This window comes from Oscillatoria sp. FACHB-1406 (assembly GCF_014698145.1).
Taxonomy (GTDB): Bacteria; Cyanobacteriota; Cyanobacteriia; order Cyanobacteriales; family Spirulinaceae; genus FACHB-1406.
This window is the reverse complement of sequence record NZ_JACJSM010000001.1, coordinates 120,993-137,285: the sequence shown is the minus strand read 5'-3', so window position 1 is coordinate 137,285 and position 16,293 is coordinate 120,993. Positions and strand designations below refer to the sequence as shown.

At 50.8% G+C, this 16,293-nt stretch carries 24 protein-coding genes; 21 read left to right on the top strand and 3 right to left on the bottom strand.

Annotated features, from left to right (window positions below; all coding sequences use genetic code 11):
* Positions 1-16: 16 nt before the first annotated feature.
* The 20 genes from rplN (at position 17) to rpmE (ending at position 11,094) form a co-directional block, all read left to right on the top strand.
* Positions 17-385 (top strand): 50S ribosomal protein L14, encoded by a 369-nt coding sequence (gene rplN / locus H6G50_RS00610; RefSeq protein ID WP_190712250.1) that lies wholly within the window; start codon positions 17-19, stop codon positions 383-385.
* Positions 386-390: 5 nt separating this feature from the next.
* Positions 391-756 carry a 50S ribosomal protein L24 gene (gene rplX, locus H6G50_RS00605; protein ID WP_242032653.1) on the top strand — a complete coding sequence of 122 codons (366 nt, stop codon included), beginning with the start codon at positions 391-393 and terminating at the stop codon, positions 754-756.
* A gap of 2 nt (positions 757-758) precedes the next feature.
* On the top strand, positions 759-1,304 hold the full coding sequence (gene rplE / locus H6G50_RS00600) for a 50S ribosomal protein L5 (protein WP_190712248.1): 546 nt from the start codon (positions 759-761) through the stop codon (positions 1,302-1,304).
* 31 nt (positions 1,305-1,335) lie between these two features.
* Positions 1,336-1,737, top strand: coding sequence for a 30S ribosomal protein S8 (gene rpsH / locus H6G50_RS00595; RefSeq protein ID WP_190712246.1), 402 nt, complete (start codon positions 1,336-1,338; stop codon positions 1,735-1,737).
* Between the two features lie 38 nt (positions 1,738-1,775).
* Positions 1,776-2,333, top strand: a complete 558-nt coding sequence (rplF, locus tag H6G50_RS00590) for a 50S ribosomal protein L6 (RefSeq protein WP_190712244.1) — start codon at positions 1,776-1,778, stop codon at positions 2,331-2,333.
* 2 nt (positions 2,334-2,335) lie between these two features.
* The gene (gene rplR / locus H6G50_RS00585) at positions 2,336-2,698 is read left to right on the top strand and encodes a 50S ribosomal protein L18 (protein ID WP_190712242.1); all 363 of its coding nucleotides are present in this window, start codon (positions 2,336-2,338) and stop codon (positions 2,696-2,698) included.
* A gap of 55 nt (positions 2,699-2,753) precedes the next feature.
* The gene (gene rpsE, locus H6G50_RS00580; RefSeq protein WP_190712240.1) at positions 2,754-3,275 is read left to right on the top strand and encodes a 30S ribosomal protein S5; all 522 of its coding nucleotides are present in this window, start codon (positions 2,754-2,756) and stop codon (positions 3,273-3,275) included.
* Between the two features lie 60 nt (positions 3,276-3,335).
* On the top strand, positions 3,336-3,782 hold the full coding sequence (gene rplO / locus H6G50_RS00575; protein WP_190712238.1) for a 50S ribosomal protein L15: 447 nt from the start codon (positions 3,336-3,338) through the stop codon (positions 3,780-3,782).
* 224 nt (positions 3,783-4,006) lie between these two features.
* The gene (secY, locus tag H6G50_RS00570) at positions 4,007-5,329 is read left to right on the top strand and encodes a preprotein translocase subunit SecY (RefSeq protein ID WP_190712236.1); all 1,323 of its coding nucleotides are present in this window, start codon (positions 4,007-4,009) and stop codon (positions 5,327-5,329) included.
* Positions 5,330-5,426: 97 nt separating this feature from the next.
* Entirely contained in the window at positions 5,427-6,002 is a 576-nt protein-coding gene (locus tag H6G50_RS00565; protein ID WP_190712234.1) for an adenylate kinase, read from the top strand.
* Between the two features lie 147 nt (positions 6,003-6,149).
* Positions 6,150-6,374 (top strand): translation initiation factor IF-1, encoded by a 225-nt coding sequence (gene infA / locus H6G50_RS00560; protein WP_190712233.1) that lies wholly within the window; start codon positions 6,150-6,152, stop codon positions 6,372-6,374.
* Between the two features lie 72 nt (positions 6,375-6,446).
* Positions 6,447-6,560: a 50S ribosomal protein L36 gene (gene rpmJ / locus H6G50_RS00555; protein ID WP_006618079.1), complete on the top strand. Its 114-nt coding sequence runs from the start codon at positions 6,447-6,449 to the stop codon at positions 6,558-6,560.
* A gap of 217 nt (positions 6,561-6,777) precedes the next feature.
* Entirely contained in the window at positions 6,778-7,161 is a 384-nt protein-coding gene (gene rpsM, locus H6G50_RS00550) for a 30S ribosomal protein S13 (RefSeq protein WP_190712230.1), read from the top strand.
* 48 nt (positions 7,162-7,209) lie between these two features.
* On the top strand, positions 7,210-7,602 hold the full coding sequence (gene rpsK, locus H6G50_RS00545) for a 30S ribosomal protein S11 (RefSeq protein ID WP_190712228.1): 393 nt from the start codon (positions 7,210-7,212) through the stop codon (positions 7,600-7,602).
* A 99-nt stretch (positions 7,603-7,701) separates the two neighbouring features.
* Positions 7,702-8,643, top strand: coding sequence for a DNA-directed RNA polymerase subunit alpha (locus H6G50_RS00540; protein ID WP_190712226.1), 942 nt, complete (start codon positions 7,702-7,704; stop codon positions 8,641-8,643).
* Positions 8,644-8,667: 24 nt separating this feature from the next.
* Positions 8,668-9,018, top strand: a complete 351-nt coding sequence (rplQ, locus tag H6G50_RS00535) for a 50S ribosomal protein L17 (RefSeq protein ID WP_190712224.1) — start codon at positions 8,668-8,670, stop codon at positions 9,016-9,018.
* A 20-nt stretch (positions 9,019-9,038) separates the two neighbouring features.
* On the top strand, positions 9,039-9,866 hold the full coding sequence (gene truA, locus H6G50_RS00530; protein WP_190712222.1) for a tRNA pseudouridine(38-40) synthase TruA: 828 nt from the start codon (positions 9,039-9,041) through the stop codon (positions 9,864-9,866).
* A 9-nt stretch (positions 9,867-9,875) separates the two neighbouring features.
* The gene (gene rplM, locus H6G50_RS00525) at positions 9,876-10,328 is read left to right on the top strand and encodes a 50S ribosomal protein L13 (protein ID WP_190712978.1); all 453 of its coding nucleotides are present in this window, start codon (positions 9,876-9,878) and stop codon (positions 10,326-10,328) included.
* Positions 10,328-10,741, top strand: coding sequence for a 30S ribosomal protein S9 (rpsI, locus tag H6G50_RS00520; protein WP_190712220.1), 414 nt, complete (start codon positions 10,328-10,330; stop codon positions 10,739-10,741). The genes rplM and rpsI overlap by 1 nt, the downstream gene beginning before the upstream one ends.
* A 110-nt stretch (positions 10,742-10,851) precedes the next feature.
* Positions 10,852-11,094 (top strand): 50S ribosomal protein L31, encoded by a 243-nt coding sequence (gene rpmE, locus H6G50_RS00515; RefSeq protein WP_190712218.1) that lies wholly within the window; start codon positions 10,852-10,854, stop codon positions 11,092-11,094.
* Between the two features lie 19 nt (positions 11,095-11,113).
* On the opposite strand, the gene H6G50_RS24335 is transcribed toward rpmE, so the two are convergent.
* Entirely contained in the window at positions 11,114-11,242 is a 129-nt protein-coding gene (locus H6G50_RS24335) for a hypothetical protein (protein WP_277882652.1), read from the bottom strand.
* On the opposite strand from H6G50_RS24335, the gene prfA reads away from it, so the two are divergent.
* Entirely contained in the window at positions 11,241-12,350 is a 1,110-nt protein-coding gene (gene prfA, locus H6G50_RS00510) for a peptide chain release factor 1 (protein WP_190712216.1), read from the top strand. The genes H6G50_RS24335 and prfA overlap by 2 nt on opposite strands.
* A 104-nt stretch (positions 12,351-12,454) precedes the next feature.
* Here the strand turns inward: prfA and H6G50_RS00505 are convergent, their stop codons facing one another.
* On the bottom strand, positions 12,455-14,248 hold the full coding sequence (locus H6G50_RS00505; protein WP_347239836.1) for an iron uptake porin: 1,794 nt from the start codon (positions 14,246-14,248) through the stop codon (positions 12,455-12,457).
* Positions 14,249-14,655: 407 nt separating this feature from the next.
* A complete protein-coding gene (locus H6G50_RS00500; RefSeq protein WP_190712212.1) occupies positions 14,656-16,056 on the bottom strand; it encodes a M23 family metallopeptidase in 1,401 nt (466 codons plus the stop codon).
* Between the last annotated feature and the right edge of the window lie 237 nt (positions 16,057-16,293).

Sequence of the window (16,293 nt, the reverse complement as noted above, 5' to 3'; positions counted from 1 at the left end):
GTCCACCGAACGAACCATGATCCAACAACAAACCTACCTCAACGTCGCCGACAATAGCGGGGCCAAAAAACTAATGTGCCTGCGGGTTCTCGGCACCGGCAACTGCCGCTATGCTGGCATCGGCGATGAAATTATCGCCGTCGTCAAGGATGCCATCCCCAATATGGGGGTCAAAAAATCCGATGTCGTTCGCGCCGTCGTCGTCCGCACCCGGCAATCGGTTCGTCGCGACAGCGGTATGAGCATCCGTTTTGACGATAACGCCGCCGTCATTATTAACCAAGACGGTAATCCTAAAGGGACGCGCGTCTTCGGGCCTATTGCTCGCGAACTGCGCGAAAAAAACTTTACCAAAATCGTCTCTCTTGCTCCAGAGGTAATTTAAATTAAATGGCCGCAACAAAACCGGGTAAATCGGCAAAATCTCAAACCCAACGCTACAAAATGCACGTTAAAAAAGGCGATACCGTGCAAATCATCGCCGGTCGCGACAAGGGTAAAGTCGGAGAAATTCTCAAAAGCATTCCTACCCAGAGCAAAGTCGTTGTCAAAGGCGTGAACATTAGAACCAAGCACGTCAAGCCGCAACAGGAAGGCGAATCCGGACGCATCGACACTTTTGAAGCGCCCATTCACAGTTCCAATGTCATGCTCTATTCCACTAAAGAAAAAGTCGCCAGCCGCATCGCTTACACCTTCACTGAAGACGGTCGTAAAGTGCGGATGCTGAAAAAGACCGGAGAAATCATCGACTAGCCATGACTCAACGACTGAAAACCACTTACGAAGAAACGATCGTTCCCAAACTTAAGGAACAATTTTCCTACACTAACGTTCACCAAGTCCCCAAATTGGTGAAGATTACAGTCAATCGCGGACTGGGTGAAGCCAGCCAAAACGCTAAAGCCTTAGAATCTTCGATTGCAGAACTCGCGACGATTACCGGACAAAAGCCCGTCGTCACCCGCGCTAAAAAAGCGATCGCAGGCTTCAAACTCCGTCAGGGGATGCCTGTCGGTCTTATGGTGACGCTGCGTTCCGAACGGATGTATGCTTTCCTCGATCGCCTGATTGGGATCGCCCTCCCCCGCATTCGCGACTTTCGCGGTATCAGCCCCAAAAGCTTCGACGGTAGAGGCAACTACAGCCTCGGCATCCGCGAACAGATTATTTTCCCTGAAATTGAATACGACAGCATCGATAAAATTCGAGGCATGGACATTTCAATTATCACCACCGCCAGCACCGACGAAGAAGGTCGCGCCTTACTCAAAGAAATGGGAATGCCATTCCGGAGTAATTAAGCCCGATTGAAGCAAGGATCGAGAAACAAACATGGCAGCAAACGACACCATTTCCGATATGCTCGTCCGCATCCGTAACGCGGGTGCAGTCCGGCACGCTACCACCGCCATCCCATCGACAAAAATGACCCGCAGTATTGCTAAAGTCCTCAGAGATGAAGGCTTCATTGGCGACTACGAAGAAGTCGGGGAAGGCGTGAAAAAGCAACTCATGATTTCCCTTAAATACGTGGGTAAAAACCGCCAGCCCTTGATTCGCCATCTCAAGCGCATCAGTAAACCGGGTTTGCGCGTCTACAAAAACAGTAAAGAACTACCCCGCGTCCTCGGCGGTATTGGCATCGCCATCATTTCCACTTCCAGCGGGATTATGACCGACCGAGAAGCGCGCAAGCAAGGAATCGGCGGCGAAGTCCTGTGTTACGTCTGGTAACCATCCTCCGATCGCAAATCTCAGGAGTTAGTCAACCTATGTCTCGTATTGGCAAGCGCCCCATCGACCTCCCCGATAAAGTGACCGTCGAGATCGACGGACAAAACGTTACAGTTAAAGGCCCCAAAGGTCAACTCGCTCGCACCCTCACCAATCCGGTTAGCGTCGAACAAGACGGCAACCTCGTTAAAGTTCTCCGCCGCGACGAATCTCGCCTCGCCCGCCAGCGCCACGGTTTATCCCGCACCCTCGTCGCCAACATGATCGAGGGCGTATCTAAAGGTTACACCAAGCAACTGGAAATCCAAGGCGTAGGCTATCGCGCCCAAATGCAAGGTAAAAACCTCGTCCTTAACGTCGGCTACAGCCATCCCGTGGAAATCGAGCCGCCCGAAGGCATACAACTCGATGTCCCTAAAGACAGCAAAGGCTTGCAAATTACCATCAGCGGTATCGATAAAGAAGTTGTCGGCAACATTGCCGCTAAAATTCGATCCGTCCGTCCTCCCGAAGTTTATAAAGGCAAAGGGATTCGCTACCAAGGCGAAGTGGTTCGCCGCAAAGCGGGTAAAACCGGTAAAGGAGGCAAAAAATAACCATGAAACGCACTCGCAAAGAATTAGTCCAACGCCGCCACCAACGCCTGCGGAAAAGCGTCAGTGGCACAGCAGAACGCCCTCGCTTAGCTGTTTTCCGCTCCAACCAACATATCTACGCTCAAGTCATCGACGACACCCAACACTCGACCTTGGTTGCAGCCTCAACCCTCGAACCTCAACTCAAGGGCGATCTCGCTTCGGGGGCGACCTGCGAAGCCTCCTCTGCGGTTGGCAAATTGGTCGCCGAACGCGCCATAGCGCAAGGGATTACGAAAGTCGTCTTCGATCGCGGCGGCAACCTTTATCACGGGCGCGTCAAAGCTTTAGCCGAATCCGCTCGCGAAGCGGGTCTTGACTTTTAGACGTTTTTCTGCTATAGCCCTCACCTAGGATATCGATAACTACGGGACAACTCCGATGGCAAAACAAAACAAAAAAAGCCGAACCAAAGAAAAAGAATCCAACTTCCAAGAACGGGTCATTCAAATCCGTCGGGTTAGTAAAGTCGTCAAAGGCGGTAAAAAACTCAGTTTCCGCGCCATTGTCGTCGTCGGTAACGAAAAAGGTCAAGTCGGCGTAGGAGTCGGCAAAGCGAGCGACGTAATCGGAGCCGTCCGTAAAGGCGTAGCCGATGGCAAAAAACAACTGATTGAAATCTCCCTCACCAAAGCCAACTCCATCACCCATCCCATTAACGGTGCTGCGGGCGGCGCGAAAGTGATGATGCGTCCCGCCGCTCCCGGTACGGGCGTAATTGCAGGGGGAGCCGTGCGAACCGTCCTCGAACTCGCAGGCGTGAAAAATATTTTAGCCAAACAACTCGGCTCGAATAACCCCCTCAATAACGCTCGGGCGGCGATTGATGCCTTAGAAACCCTGCGAACCTTCTCCGACGTAGCCCGCGAGCGCGGCATCTCTCTCGAACATCTCTACGCTTAATTTTTTAAGACTTGGGGTTTATCCCCACTGTAGCTCTTACATTAACAAGGACAAACCACCATGCGAATCAACGATGCAGTCCCCAAAAAAGGGTCTCGCACGCGCCCCCGACGAGTCGGACGCGGTATCGCCGCCGGACAGGGTGCGAGTTGCGGCTTTGGGATGCGGGGTCAAAAATCGCGCTCCGGTACGGGAACTAAACCGGGATTTGAAGGCGGACAAATGCCCCTCTATCGCCGCGTTCCCAAACTGAAGTATTTCACCGTCGTCAATCCCAAACATTTCACGACGATTAACGTCAAAGACCTCGCTTCCCTGGAACCCAACACAGAAGTTACCCTCGAACTTCTTTTAGAAAATGGCTCGATTAAAACCAATCGCGGCCCGCTGAAAATTCTTGGGGATGGAGAACTTAACGTTCCGCTTCAGGTAAAAGCCGCCGCTTTTACCGTTGGTGCTAAAAGTAAAATTGAAGCCGCAGGCGGTCAGTGTGAAGTGGTTAGCTAAAGTTAGAGGCGAGATAGGGCGAACTGGCTAGTGCTGTCTCGCCCGACCGAACCCACGATTAAAAAAATAACTTAAGATCGAGGTTATTGTTAGTCAGCGCTAGTGGAAATAAAGTTACCGTTCAGAATTGCTGTTTGCGTTTGCCGAAGACAAGCATTTTGAACTTTTAATTTTGAATTCCGCGCAACGCTACTAGACCGTTCGTCTGTTAAAGGAAATGTTTTATGGTTGTTAGTCGCGATAAAGCGCCCACAGCGCAAGAGACGTTCTTGCAAATGGCCCAAGCGGCGGGTTTGCGAGGGCGAGTCTTAATTACAATTGGCTTGTTGATTCTCGTTCGCTTCGGCGTGAAAGTTCCCGTTCCGGGTATCAATCTCGAAGCTTTTGCTGAGGGAATTCGCGGGAATTCAGTTCTCGGTTTTCTCGATATCTTTTCCGGGGGTGGTCTGACGGCTCTCGGAATTTTTGCTTTAGGGATTTTGCCGTTTATTAATGCTTCCATCATTATTCAACTCCTGACGGCAGCCTTGCCTTCGTTGGAGAATTTACAAAAAAATGAAGGGGAAGCCGGACGGCGGAAAATTTCTCAAATTACCCGCTATGTTGCCCTGGGGTGGGCGATAATTCAGAGTTTCGGGATTACCATCGGGCTGTTGCGTCCCTACGCGATTAATTACGGTCCAGCCTTTGTTATTGAAACCGTGTTGGCGCTGACAGCCGGTTCGATGTTCGTGATGTGGATTTCGGAGTTGATTACCGAGCGCGGCATTGGCAACGGTGCATCTTTGTTGATTTTTGTCAACATCGTAGCAGTTTTGCCGACGACGCTGGGCAATACGATTGAGTTCGCGACGAAGGGCGGGCGCGAAGCGGTTGTCCAAGTCGTGGTGCTGTTGTTGGTGTTCTTAGCAACGATTGTCGGGATTGTCTTCGTGCAAGAAGGGACGCGCCGCATTCCGATTATTTCGGCTCGCCGTCAAGTCGGCAAGCGGTTGTATCGGGAGCGGAAGAATTACCTGCCGTTGCGCCTCAATCAGGGAGGCGTAATGCCGATTATTTTTGCCTCAGCCGTTTTAGTGTTGCCTGCTTCTTTAGCCGGATTGCCCTTTGTGGCTAAGGCGGAGGGGGCGAGTAAGGTGTTGCAGAGCATCGTAACAGCGTTACAGCCGGGAAACTGGGCTTACGTTCTGGTCTACTTAACGTTAATCGTGTTTTTTAGCTATTTTTATGCTTCGCTGATCGTCAATCCCGTGGATATGTCGCAAAATTTGAAGAAGATGGGGGCAAGCATTCCGGGGATTCGTCCGGGGAAGGCGACGAGCGAGTATTTGGAGGGCGTATTAAATCGCTTGACGTTCTTGGGGGCGATTTTCTTAGGCTTAGTCGCGACAGTACCAACGGCAGTGGAAAGCGCAACGGGGGTGCAAACTCTGCGAGGTTTTGGGGCAACTTCTCTTTTGATTTTAGTGGGGGTTGCGATCGATACGGCGAAGCAAATTCAGACTTATGTCATTTCCCAGCGTTATGAGGGGATGGTGAAGAAGTAAGGATTGAAGCGTTGAGTTGCGAAGGCAATATCCTTCGCGACTCGAAGTTGGGGAATTGGGAGATTTAAGAGGGCATTGTTTTTAATAAAAGTTGGTTATGACTAAGAAAAGATTGGTTTTTTCAGGTCCTCCCGGCGCGGGAAAGGGAACGCAAGCCCAACGCTTGACGGAAATGTTGCAAGTTCCACATATCTCTACGGGGGATATTTTACGCGATGCGATCGCCCGCAGCACGCCTTTGGGGGTAAAAGCTAAAGGTTTTGTGGATGCGGGGGAGTTAGTTCCAGATGAATTAATTCTGGGTTTGATTCGCGAGCGCTTGGGCGAGGAGGATGCTCGAGATGGCTGGATTTTGGATGGCTTTCCCCGTACCGTTCCTCAAGCAGAGTTTCTAGACCAATTGTTGCTCGAACTCGAACAGCCTTTAGAATTGGTACTGGCTTTGGACGTGCCGGATAATATTCTCGTCGAACGCCTGCTGGCGCGGGGGCGTAAAGATGACAACGAAGAAACGATTCGCCGCCGTTTGGAAGTGTATCGCGAGCAAACGGAACCTGTGAATGAATTTTACCAGCTTCGTTTGCAGGTTGTGGATGGCAATCGGCCTCCTCATGAAGTCACTGTTGCTCTGCGCAAACTTCTAGAAGTGGAACCGGAACCCGAACACGCATAATCGCGAGCAAAAAGTTGTTAATTTTTGCTAAACTGTAGTCGAAGTTGCGACAAAATCGATTAGCCTTCTATCCCGATTGGGAGGAAGTTAAGCTGTATCGATGAGAGTGAAACCGATAAATATCATTGAAGAGAGGCAGAAAAACCCTTGCCCAAACAAGATCTGATTGAAATGGAAGGGACGGTAACGGAGTCTCTTCCGAACGCCATGTTTCGAGTCGAACTCGATAACGGCTTTAACGTTCTGGCTCATATTTCTGGCAAAATTCGACGGAATTATATCAAGATTCTTCCGGGCGATCGCGTTAAGGTGGAGCTAACTCCCTACGACCTTACGAAAGGTCGGATTACTTATCGATTGCGGAAGAAATAAATTCCTATAAATGCTGGAAAAAATACAAATAAATTGATATAATGATAAGCTTGCAGTGTTGCCAAAATCGGCATGAAAGTTAGAGCATCAGTCAAAAAGATTTGCGAAAAATGCCGCGTCATCCGTCGTCGCGGCCGCGTTATGGTGATCTGCTCGAACCCGAAGCACAAACAGCGCCAAGGTTAAAGTAGAAGCCGAATTTGAGGCGACCGGTTCAAACCCGAAGCGCTAATAGCATTGGGAGAAAGCAGGAACCGCGCCAAGATTCAAGGCGATACTGCGCTAACCCAAAGCGCTAACCGCATTGGGAGAAAGCAGGTTTCCTCAAATTGTAAACAGAAAACGGGCGACTGACAAGTTGAAACGTCGCTCGATCGAAGCAACAGTTAGGGAGAAAGTAAGTGTGGCACGCATAGCTGGAATAGATCTGCCGCGAGATAAGCGGGTTGAGATCGGGCTAACCTACATCTTCGGAATTGGGTTGGCGCGATCGCAAAAAATCTTGGCCGAAACCGGAGTCAGCCCTGACATCCGGGTTCGAGACTTAACGGACGAGCAAGTAACGACCTTGCGCGCGTTCATCGAAGATAACTTCCAAGTCGAAGGGGACTTGAGACGCTTAGAATCGATGAATATTAAGCGCTTAGTCGATATCGGCACTTATAGAGGCCGCCGCCACCGTCAAGGCTTGCCCGTGCGGGGTCAGCGGACGCGCACCAACGCTCGGACTCGTCGCGGCAGACGAGTTACCGTCGCCGGTAAGAAGAAAGCAGCAGCGAAGAAATAAATAAGGATTCGGTTGGAACCGAGTTAGATAGATCTCTAGAGAAACAAAATGGCGCGACCCACCAAAAAAACCAGTGCAAAAAAGCACAAACGGAACGTCCCCAATGGAGTAGCACATATTCGCTCCACCTTCAATAACACCATCGTTACGATCTCCGATACGCGGGGAGACACGATTTCATGGGCATCCTCCGGCTCTAGCGGTTTTAAAGGCGCGAAAAAGGGAACGCCCTTTGCCGCCCAAACCGCTGCCGATAACGCGGCCAAGCGCGCGATCGAGCAAGGAATGCGCCAACTCGAAGTGATGGTGAGCGGGCCCGGAGCGGGGCGAGAAACCGCAATCCGCGCCCTACAAGCATCCGGTTTAGAAATTACCCTAATTCGAGACGTAACGCCGATTCCGCACAATGGTTGCCGACCTCCAAAACGACGAAGAGTGTAAGGGGTTAAACGCAGGGCAAAAAGCGGGCGCTCACCTCGATCGTTAACTTAATGCCTTTAACCTTTTCAGTTTTATCTTTCAAATAAGGGAGGTCACTCCGTGGCGCAATTTCAAATTGATTGTGTAGAGTCGAAAACTCACAAAAACCAAAGTCAATATAGCAGGTTTGTTATCGAACCCCTGGAGCGAGGTCAGGGAACTACTGTCGGCAACGCCCTGAGACGAGTCATGCTCGCCAACTTAGAGGGGGCAGCCGTGACCGCCGTGCGCATTGCCGGAGTGAGCCACGAATTTGCTACCCTCAAAGGCGTTCGGGAGGACGTTCTCGAAATTCTCCTGAACATGAAAGAAATTGTCTTTCAGAGCTTCTCCTCTACGCCCCAAATCGGTCGCCTCGTCGCCACAGGAGCGGGAACCGTTACGGCAAGTCAGTTCGACCTGCCTTCGGAAATCGCCGTCGTCGATCCGAACCAGTACGTGGCCACTCTCGCTGAGGGAGCCAAACTGGAGATGGAATTTCGCGTCGAAAAAGGCAAAGGCTATCGAGCGGTCGATCGCGGGCGCGACGATACGACTCCATTAGATTTCCTGCAAATCGATGCGGTCTTCATGCCCGTCAGTAAGGTCAATTACAGCGTGGAAGATGCCCTGGTCGATGGCTCGGCAGCCAAAGATCGGTTAATCCTCGACATTTGGACGAACGGCAGCTTGAAGCCCGATGAAGCGCTCTCCCAAGCAGCGGAAATCGTCGTCGATCTATTTAACCCGCTCAAAGATCTGAATATCGGCAATGGCGAAATCGACGAACCCGATATCGAAGATCCGACGCGGCAAATTCCGATTGAAGAACTACAATTGTCAGTTCGGGCTTACAACTGCTTGAAACGGGCGCAAATCAATACAGTTGCCGACCTACTCGACTACTCGCAAGAAGACTTGCTCGAGATCAAAAATTTCGGTCAAAAGTCTGCCGAAGAAGTCATCGAAGCGCTCCACCATCGCTTGGGCATTACCTTGCCCCAAGAAAAAGCCAAAACCTAGAACGAATTAAGAGGAGAAAGTTAAATGCGTCATCGGTGTCGCGTCCCTCAACTGGGACTTCCGGCAGACCAGCGCCGCGCCCTACTGCGATCGCTGGCGACAGAACTCATTCGGCACGGTGAGATTAAAACAACCAAAACTCGCGCCAAAGCGGTGCGCTCTGAGGTTGAAAAAATGATCACTCTCGCTAAAGACGGTTCTTTATCCGCTCGCCGTCAAGCCTTGGGCTACTTGCTCGACAAAGATCTCGTCCACGCCCTCTTTGCTGATGTACCCGATCGCTACGGCAGTCGAAACGGCGGTTATACTCGCATCGTGCGAACCGTGCGGCGGCGGGGCGATAATGCAGAAATGGCGATTATCTCGCTAGTTTAGTCTTGCCCGCGATCGCGCTCATGCCTACTGCCAGTCCGGAAACCCAGCGGATTGCCCTCGTTATTCAGTACCTGGGAACCCATTTTTATGGTTGGCAGCGCCAGCCCGATCGTCGTAGCGTCCAAGAAGAGATTGAAACGGCGATCGCGTCTGTCGTGGGTCATCCCGTTACCGTTCACGGAGCCGGTCGTACCGATACGGGCGTTCACGCTGCCGCTCAATTTGCCCACTTCAACGTTGCCAGCCCCATTCCTCCGGAGAAATGGGCAGTTGTTTTAAACGGTCTCCTACCCGAAGATGTCCGCATCCGAGGTTCCGCCGCCGTTCCTGCTGACTGGCACGCCCGCTTTAGCGCGCTCTGGCGGCGCTATCGCTATACCCTATACACCGCAGCCCAGCCCAACTTGTTCGTTGCCCCCTTTTCTTGGCATTATTATCATGCCCCCCTGCAAGAAACGCTCATGCAAGCCGCTCTCGAGCCGTTGCTCGGCAGCCATCACCTCGCTGCTTTTCACCGCGCCGGTTCCCGCCGCCAGCACTCCTGGGTCGAGGTACAAGCGGTCGAATGCTACCGCCGAGGCTCTATAGTAACGCTAGAGATCCAAGCGAACGGCTTCTTGTACGGGATGGTGAGGCTTCTAGTGGGGATGCTCGTCGAAGTCGGCACCGGCAAGCGATCGCTGGCTAACTTTACCGATATTTGGGTCGAACAGCGGCGCGATCGCGTTAAATACGCCGCTCCCGCCAAGGGTTTATGCTTGCTGAGGGTGGGCTATCCCGAATGCCCCTTTGCTAAAAACCTGTGGTTCGATACTCAACCCCAGTTCGTCTTTAACCCCTCTATTTAAATGCTAACTATGAACAAAACACCCCTACCCACCCTCGAAACGCTCGACCCGAAATGGTACGTCGTCGATGCCGCAGACCAACGCCTCGGACGCTTGGCTACCGAAATTGCCAGCATCCTTAGAGGCAAGAACAAACCAACCTTTACTCCCCATATGGATACCGGCGATTTTGTTGTCGTCGTCAATGCCGAAAAGGTCGCCGTCACCGGCAAAAAAAGCAGTCAAAAACTCTATCGCCGCCATTCCGGTCGTCCCGGCGGGATGAAAACCGAAACCTTTGCCCAACTACAAGACCGCATTCCCGAACGCATTATCGAAAAAGCAGTTAAAGGAATGCTGCCGAAAAACTCTCTCGGGCGCAAACTCTTTACTAAACTCAAAGTCTACGCCGGCCCCAATCATCCCCACCAAGCCCAGCAACCCCAAGAACTCAAAATTAATACTATTCCCGGAGAAAATTAATGCAGGACGCAGAATCGCAAAACAAAGTTATCTATTGGGGAACCGGTCGCCGCAAAAGCTCTGTTGCGCGCGTTCGTCTCGTTCCCGGTAACGGTCAACTAATTGTCAACGAGCGTCAGGGCGACGATTACTTCAATCGCAACCCCAGCTACCTCGCTGCTGCGAAGGCTCCCTTAGAAACGTTGGGTTTAGAAAACGAGTACGATATCTTAGTCAAAGCCCACGGCGGCGGCTTAACCGGACAGTCTGATGCCGTTCGTTTGGGCGTAGCTAGAGCCTTATGCCAACTTGACCCCGATAATCGCAAGCCCTTGAAAGGGGAAGGCTACCTAACGCGAGATCCGCGTGCTAAAGAACGTAAAAAATACGGACTCAAAAAAGCTCGCAAAGCCTCGCAATACTCCAAGCGCTAGAACGAAGGGTTGGGGTCTGGCTGGTATTATAATTAAGAAAGCAAGACCTCCCGCCGCCTCATAGATTGCTTGGCCGGTCTAAAATATATCGCTAAAACAGAAAAGGAATTATGCCGAAACCCGATATTCACCCCGAGTGGTATCCCGACGCGAAAGTGATTTGCAATGGCGAAGTTGTTATGACTGTCGGCGCAACGAAACCCGTTATTAACGTTGAAGTTTGGTCCGGCAATCATCCGTTTTATACTGGAACGCAAAAAATGGTCGATACGGAAGGTCGCGTCGAACGTTTCATGCGGAAGTATGGGATGTTCGCTCAAACCGAAGCAAAATCGGATTCTCAAGAACAATAGCAATAGTCGTGAATCTTGGTTAACCCAGCAGAATTTCTGCTGGGTTAATTGCGTATAAGAAATTAACTGTAGAGTTGGCACTCCGCCGTTGAACTTTAAATAACTGCCAATTGATAACTGATAACTGATAACCGATCGAGGTAGTCATGGCTGAATCCTATTTATTAGATAAACTTCAATCCGTCGAGCAAACTTACAATGAGTTGACTCGCCGCCTTGCAGATCCCGATATTGTGACGAATCCCGATGAGTTGCAGCGCGTTGCACAGGCACGAGCTTCGCTGGAAGCAACGGTGAATACTTATGAAGAATGGAAAACCGCAGGTGAGGAATTAGTGGGGGCGAAGGAAATTCTGAAGGAAGCAGGTGGCGATCTCGAGATGCAAGAGATGGCTGCTTTGGAAGTGGATGAGTTGGAAGCGAAATTAGAAGATTTGGAACAGCGGTTGAAAATTTTGCTTTTGCCGCGAGATCCGAACGACGATAAGAATATTATGCTGGAAATTCGCGCCGGTACGGGAGGCGATGAGGCGAGTATTTGGGCGGGGGATTTGTTGCGGATGTATTCTCGCTATGCGGAGTCACAGCGCTGGAAGGTTTCGCTGGTAAGCGAGTCGCTGGCGGAAATGGGAGGGTTTAAGGAAGCGGTGCTGGAAATTCAGGGCGATCGCGTCTACAGCCAGTTAAAATTTGAAGCGGGGGTTCATCGCGTGCAGCGCGTTCCGGTGACGGAGGCGGGCGGGCGCGTTCATACTTCGACGGCGACTGTCGCAGTCATGCCCGAGGTAGACGATGTGGAGATTCATATCGATCCCAAGGATATCGAGCTTTCGACGATGCGTTCCGGCGGTGCAGGCGGACAAAACGTGAATAAGGTGGAAACGGCGGTGGATTTAATCCACAAACCGACGGGGATTCGGGTTAAGTGTACTGAGGAGCGATCGCAATTACAGAACCGGGAACGGGCAATGCAGATTTTGCGTGCTAAGTTGTATGAAATGAAGTTGAGCGAGCAGCAAGAGGCCGTCACTTCAATGCGGCGATCGCAAGTTGGGACGGGTTCTCGCTCCGAGAAAATACGCACGTATAATTACAAGGATAATCGCGTTACCGACCACCGTTTGGGGCAAAACTTCGGTTTAAACGAGTCATTGGAGGGAAATATCGAACATATTATCCAGGCTTGTATCTCCCAAGATCAGCAAGAACGCTTAGAACAGTTGGCAGAATCGCCAGAGACGGCAGAAGCGCTATAAGGTTGAAAGAATTTAGGGATTCACCGGATGCGATCGCGCCTTCAATCTTACAACTAGCGGGGCAGAGAATAACTCGCCCCGCTAGTGACAGACTGGATTAGAGATTAGAACGTAAACGTCGTTCGTAATGTCCCAATCACCGCGTCATTATTAGCTGAATTTTGGTTGGGATTGAGCAACCAAATTACCCCCGGAGTAATGGAGATATTTTTCCCAATTTGGTGGCGGTAAAATGCCTCGAAATGGTAAGCAAAATCTCGAGAAAAAGAGCGATTACCCGAAGTCCGCAAGCCGCGTAGCGTCGGTTCTGCCCCGAAAAAGAGACCGCCGAGATTGCCCGCTTGACCTAAATCCGGGAACGCTAAACCGCCAGCGAAGTTCCAAATATTAGCATCGCCCAAACCGATCAAACGCGCATTGGTTAATCCCACCCAGCCGTTAAAAACAATGTTGGGCGTAATGGGTAAAGAGGTTTCGATCCCGTAGGAGTTACTCACGACAGGCGTATTCATCCGAGCGGCAGGAAGTCCGGTAATACGCGCGAGGGCAGCAGGGGCAAGGTTAGCATAACTGGTTCCCGTTCCGCCCAGAGCAAAGCGCGTGGGGAAAGTCGCAGCGGTTGTGCCGTCGTAAGCGTGGACGTAGGTGAAGCCGATTTTATGAGTATTACCGACAACGACTTGCGCGATCGCGGAATAATTACCATTAAACAATCCCGAACCGGAACCAGGATCCTCAGCTTCGTTGGCAATATATCCTAAATCGACGCGCACCGCATCTAAAGGTTTAATGGCGACCGCCGCACCCGCTCCAAACGGCCCGATACGATAGATGGGGTTGCGTTCCGCAAAGCGCGAAATGGCATTAGAACCGCCCGCCAATCCTTCAAAATAAGGGTTTACGGTATCGACGTAGTAATGATGCAAACCACCGTTGGCAATAATCTGCACGTTGATTTTATTCCCGATGGGGAAACGATAGCGCAGGATGTCAATAAAAACATTATTGGGCGTATTGCCGGGATTGGGACCGTCGTAAGTGAAACGCCCTTCTTGGGTTGTTGTCGGGTTAGGGTTATCGTTAAAGACCATGTTACCGGGCAACAGAGGCGGCGCGTTGTCAGCTTGCAGGCGGACTTGCAGTTGATCTTTGCCGGTAAAACTGGTTAGGAAATTGAGACGAACTCGGTTTTGAAAGACAGTATGGGTATTATCGGTTTGACCGCCCCAAGCATCGGAAAGAGCAAAAATCACCTCGCCCGATAGTTTCGTTGTCGTCGAGAATTGATGATCTTCTAGGAAGGCAGTACGTGCTTCTAAGTTATCGACGCGAGTACCGAGGGAAGCAAGTTCGGTTTCAAACTCTTGCATCAGGCGACGCAACGTTTCAAGGTCTTCGCGAGTGGCGAAATCACCACCAGAAGAGGAGATTAACCGTTCGATTTGATTCAAACAAGCATTCAAACCGGCGGCAAATTCGTAACGGCTGAGGGGACGATTGCCTCGAAAAGTTCCGTCGGGATAGCCAACGAGACAATCGTAGCGCTTAATGAGGTCATCTAAGGCTTGGAAGGCCCAGTCAGTGGGACGAACGTCGCGAAATTTGGAAGCTCCTTGCAACTCTTGACCGAGGGAACTTTCTGCCTCGGTGTTGCTATAGCTTTCAATCTCATTGAGGGCAGCCTGATTGCCATCTTCTGTAGGTTGAGGTAAAACAGGCGTGGAGAGTTCAGAGGGAACCTCTGTAGGTTGAGGTAAAACCGGCGTAGAGAGTTCAGAGGGAACCTCTGGAGTAGCGGGGTTTGCTGCTGCTTTGAGCGATACAGATAGCAGCAAAGTGCTTACGAGCAATGCTGAAGTGCTAAATGTCTCGAAGGGTTTAATTTGATTGGATTTCACAATTTTCCTCACACTGGTAGCGTTCCGATCTCAGAGAACTGAGATGCAATGGCTGAAGACTCAAAGGTTTGAGTTTCAGTTAAGAGAAAGTTAAAGTGCGGTTAAAATTGTTGATGTATTCTTTGATGCAAAATTAATAAAGGCGATGCAATAAATGCAACGCTTCGATGATGATTTGAAATTAAAAATTCTGAGTGCTGAATTTGGAGCAAAGGCGAGCGGTGAATAATTGACAATTGATAATGGACAATTGATAACGTTCGGAGCCGTTAATGGCTCTATTGCCCATACCCTTACACCTCCAATTAGTACCGATGCCCTAAAAAGAGACTTCGCCTCAAGGGAGCAATGAATTTGTACGAACGTTGTCCATTATCAATTGTCAATTGTCCATTATTCAGCTAGCCTTAATTGAATTGAATATAGGATAGGGGATTGACCGATTGTCCGTTATGTTTTAGTTCAAAGTGGAGGTGAGGATACTCAGCATTACCACTTTGACCGACGAGTGCTATTGTTTGTCCTTTGGTCACTTTTTGACCGACTTTAACAATGTGGCGTTGATTGTGAGCGTAAATCGTTCTGTCACCGTTATCGTGGGAGATTACGAGGACTAAGGCTTTGCCCCAATTTTGTCCCGCTGCTCGAACGACTTCCGGTTCGTCGCCCACTCCCGCTGCGATGACTTTACCGTCGGCGGCGGCGATGATTGGCGTACCTTCGGGGGCGGCAATATCGATCGCGGGATGTTTTTGTTTGCCAGTAATGCTGTAACTTTTGCGAACGCGCCCTTGAGTGGGAAATTTGTAAGCGATAGGGGGCGAGTTGGGCGCAGCTTTAGCGCCTGCTGGGGGATTATTCGCTGCCACAAGGAGGGCAGAGTCAGGAATTTGGAAGTATTGCGCGATCGCGTCGGAAATTGCTCGCGCCCGTCGCATTTGGTCGTGGTAAACGCACTCCCACTCGGTTACAGCCCGATTTTCCCGCGAGCAAATCCCGATCAGTCCGCCCGCACGGTTTGCCCCTTTCTCGATGTCGAGTTCGCCGTAATCGTTGAGATAAAAAGAAGCAGTGCGCGCCCATGCGATCGCTTCTAATCCCTTCAGTCCGCCCCGCCGCGCGATTGTCAGTGCTTGGGGAAAACGTCGGGAATGAATTTCGCTCGCTTGGTTGTAAAGATCCGCCGCATTAATTAACGCTTCCGGGTCGCGATTGGCATCAATTCCTACTGCTACTAAATCGGCGATATTAACGGGAAGTTGGCGGCGCGATCTATCGACGCACATCTGGGCTGCTAACTCGATATTCCCTCGACTTCTGCCTTGGTCGCTGCAAGGACCATAGTTCGTCGCAAAATTCCCCGGATCGGTATGCCCGAAGTAAAGAGGGGTTTGCTCGACGTAGAGAGTTCCTTTCTCTCGGAAAACTCGATAATTCCCCTCCGCCGCGCCAATGGCTAACATCCCTAGAGAAACCGGCGTAGCGAACAGTTCTGCGGGCGGCATAATCGGAGCGGCAGGCGCTTGATATTCTCCTTCTGGCGTTGCTGCCTGCGCTGCTTGCACGCCGAATTGCTTTCCAGTGGTTTGGGTTTGGGGCTGCGCGTAACTCGCTAAGGTGGCAAGCATGGGTACGGCGATCCGCTTAGTCCGGTTTGTCGATGCAGTTGAACTCGGTGCAACTTCGGAATTTGAGACTACCGGCGATGTCTTCGGTCTTTCCGATGAAAATAACGCAACTAGCGCCACCGTTCCGACGACACCTAGGAGTGTCCCTCGCGACAACCATCCCCATTCAGGCATGACCATAAGCTAAATATTAAAGAATGGTAAATGTTTCGTGTCCGATTGAACATTTTACAGTCTGAACTAGCCAAACGTCCTCAGCATTTTCGAGACCCGCGAACCCATAATAATAATTTCTAATTTCTCTTGACTTTTTTGGATCGATAAGATATATAAAACTGCTTTTTAAAGCTGAAACGCGCTCTCTGTAAACCTCTAACCCTTATATCTCATTTCTGCAAGTACGGTGGGTTGAGGTTG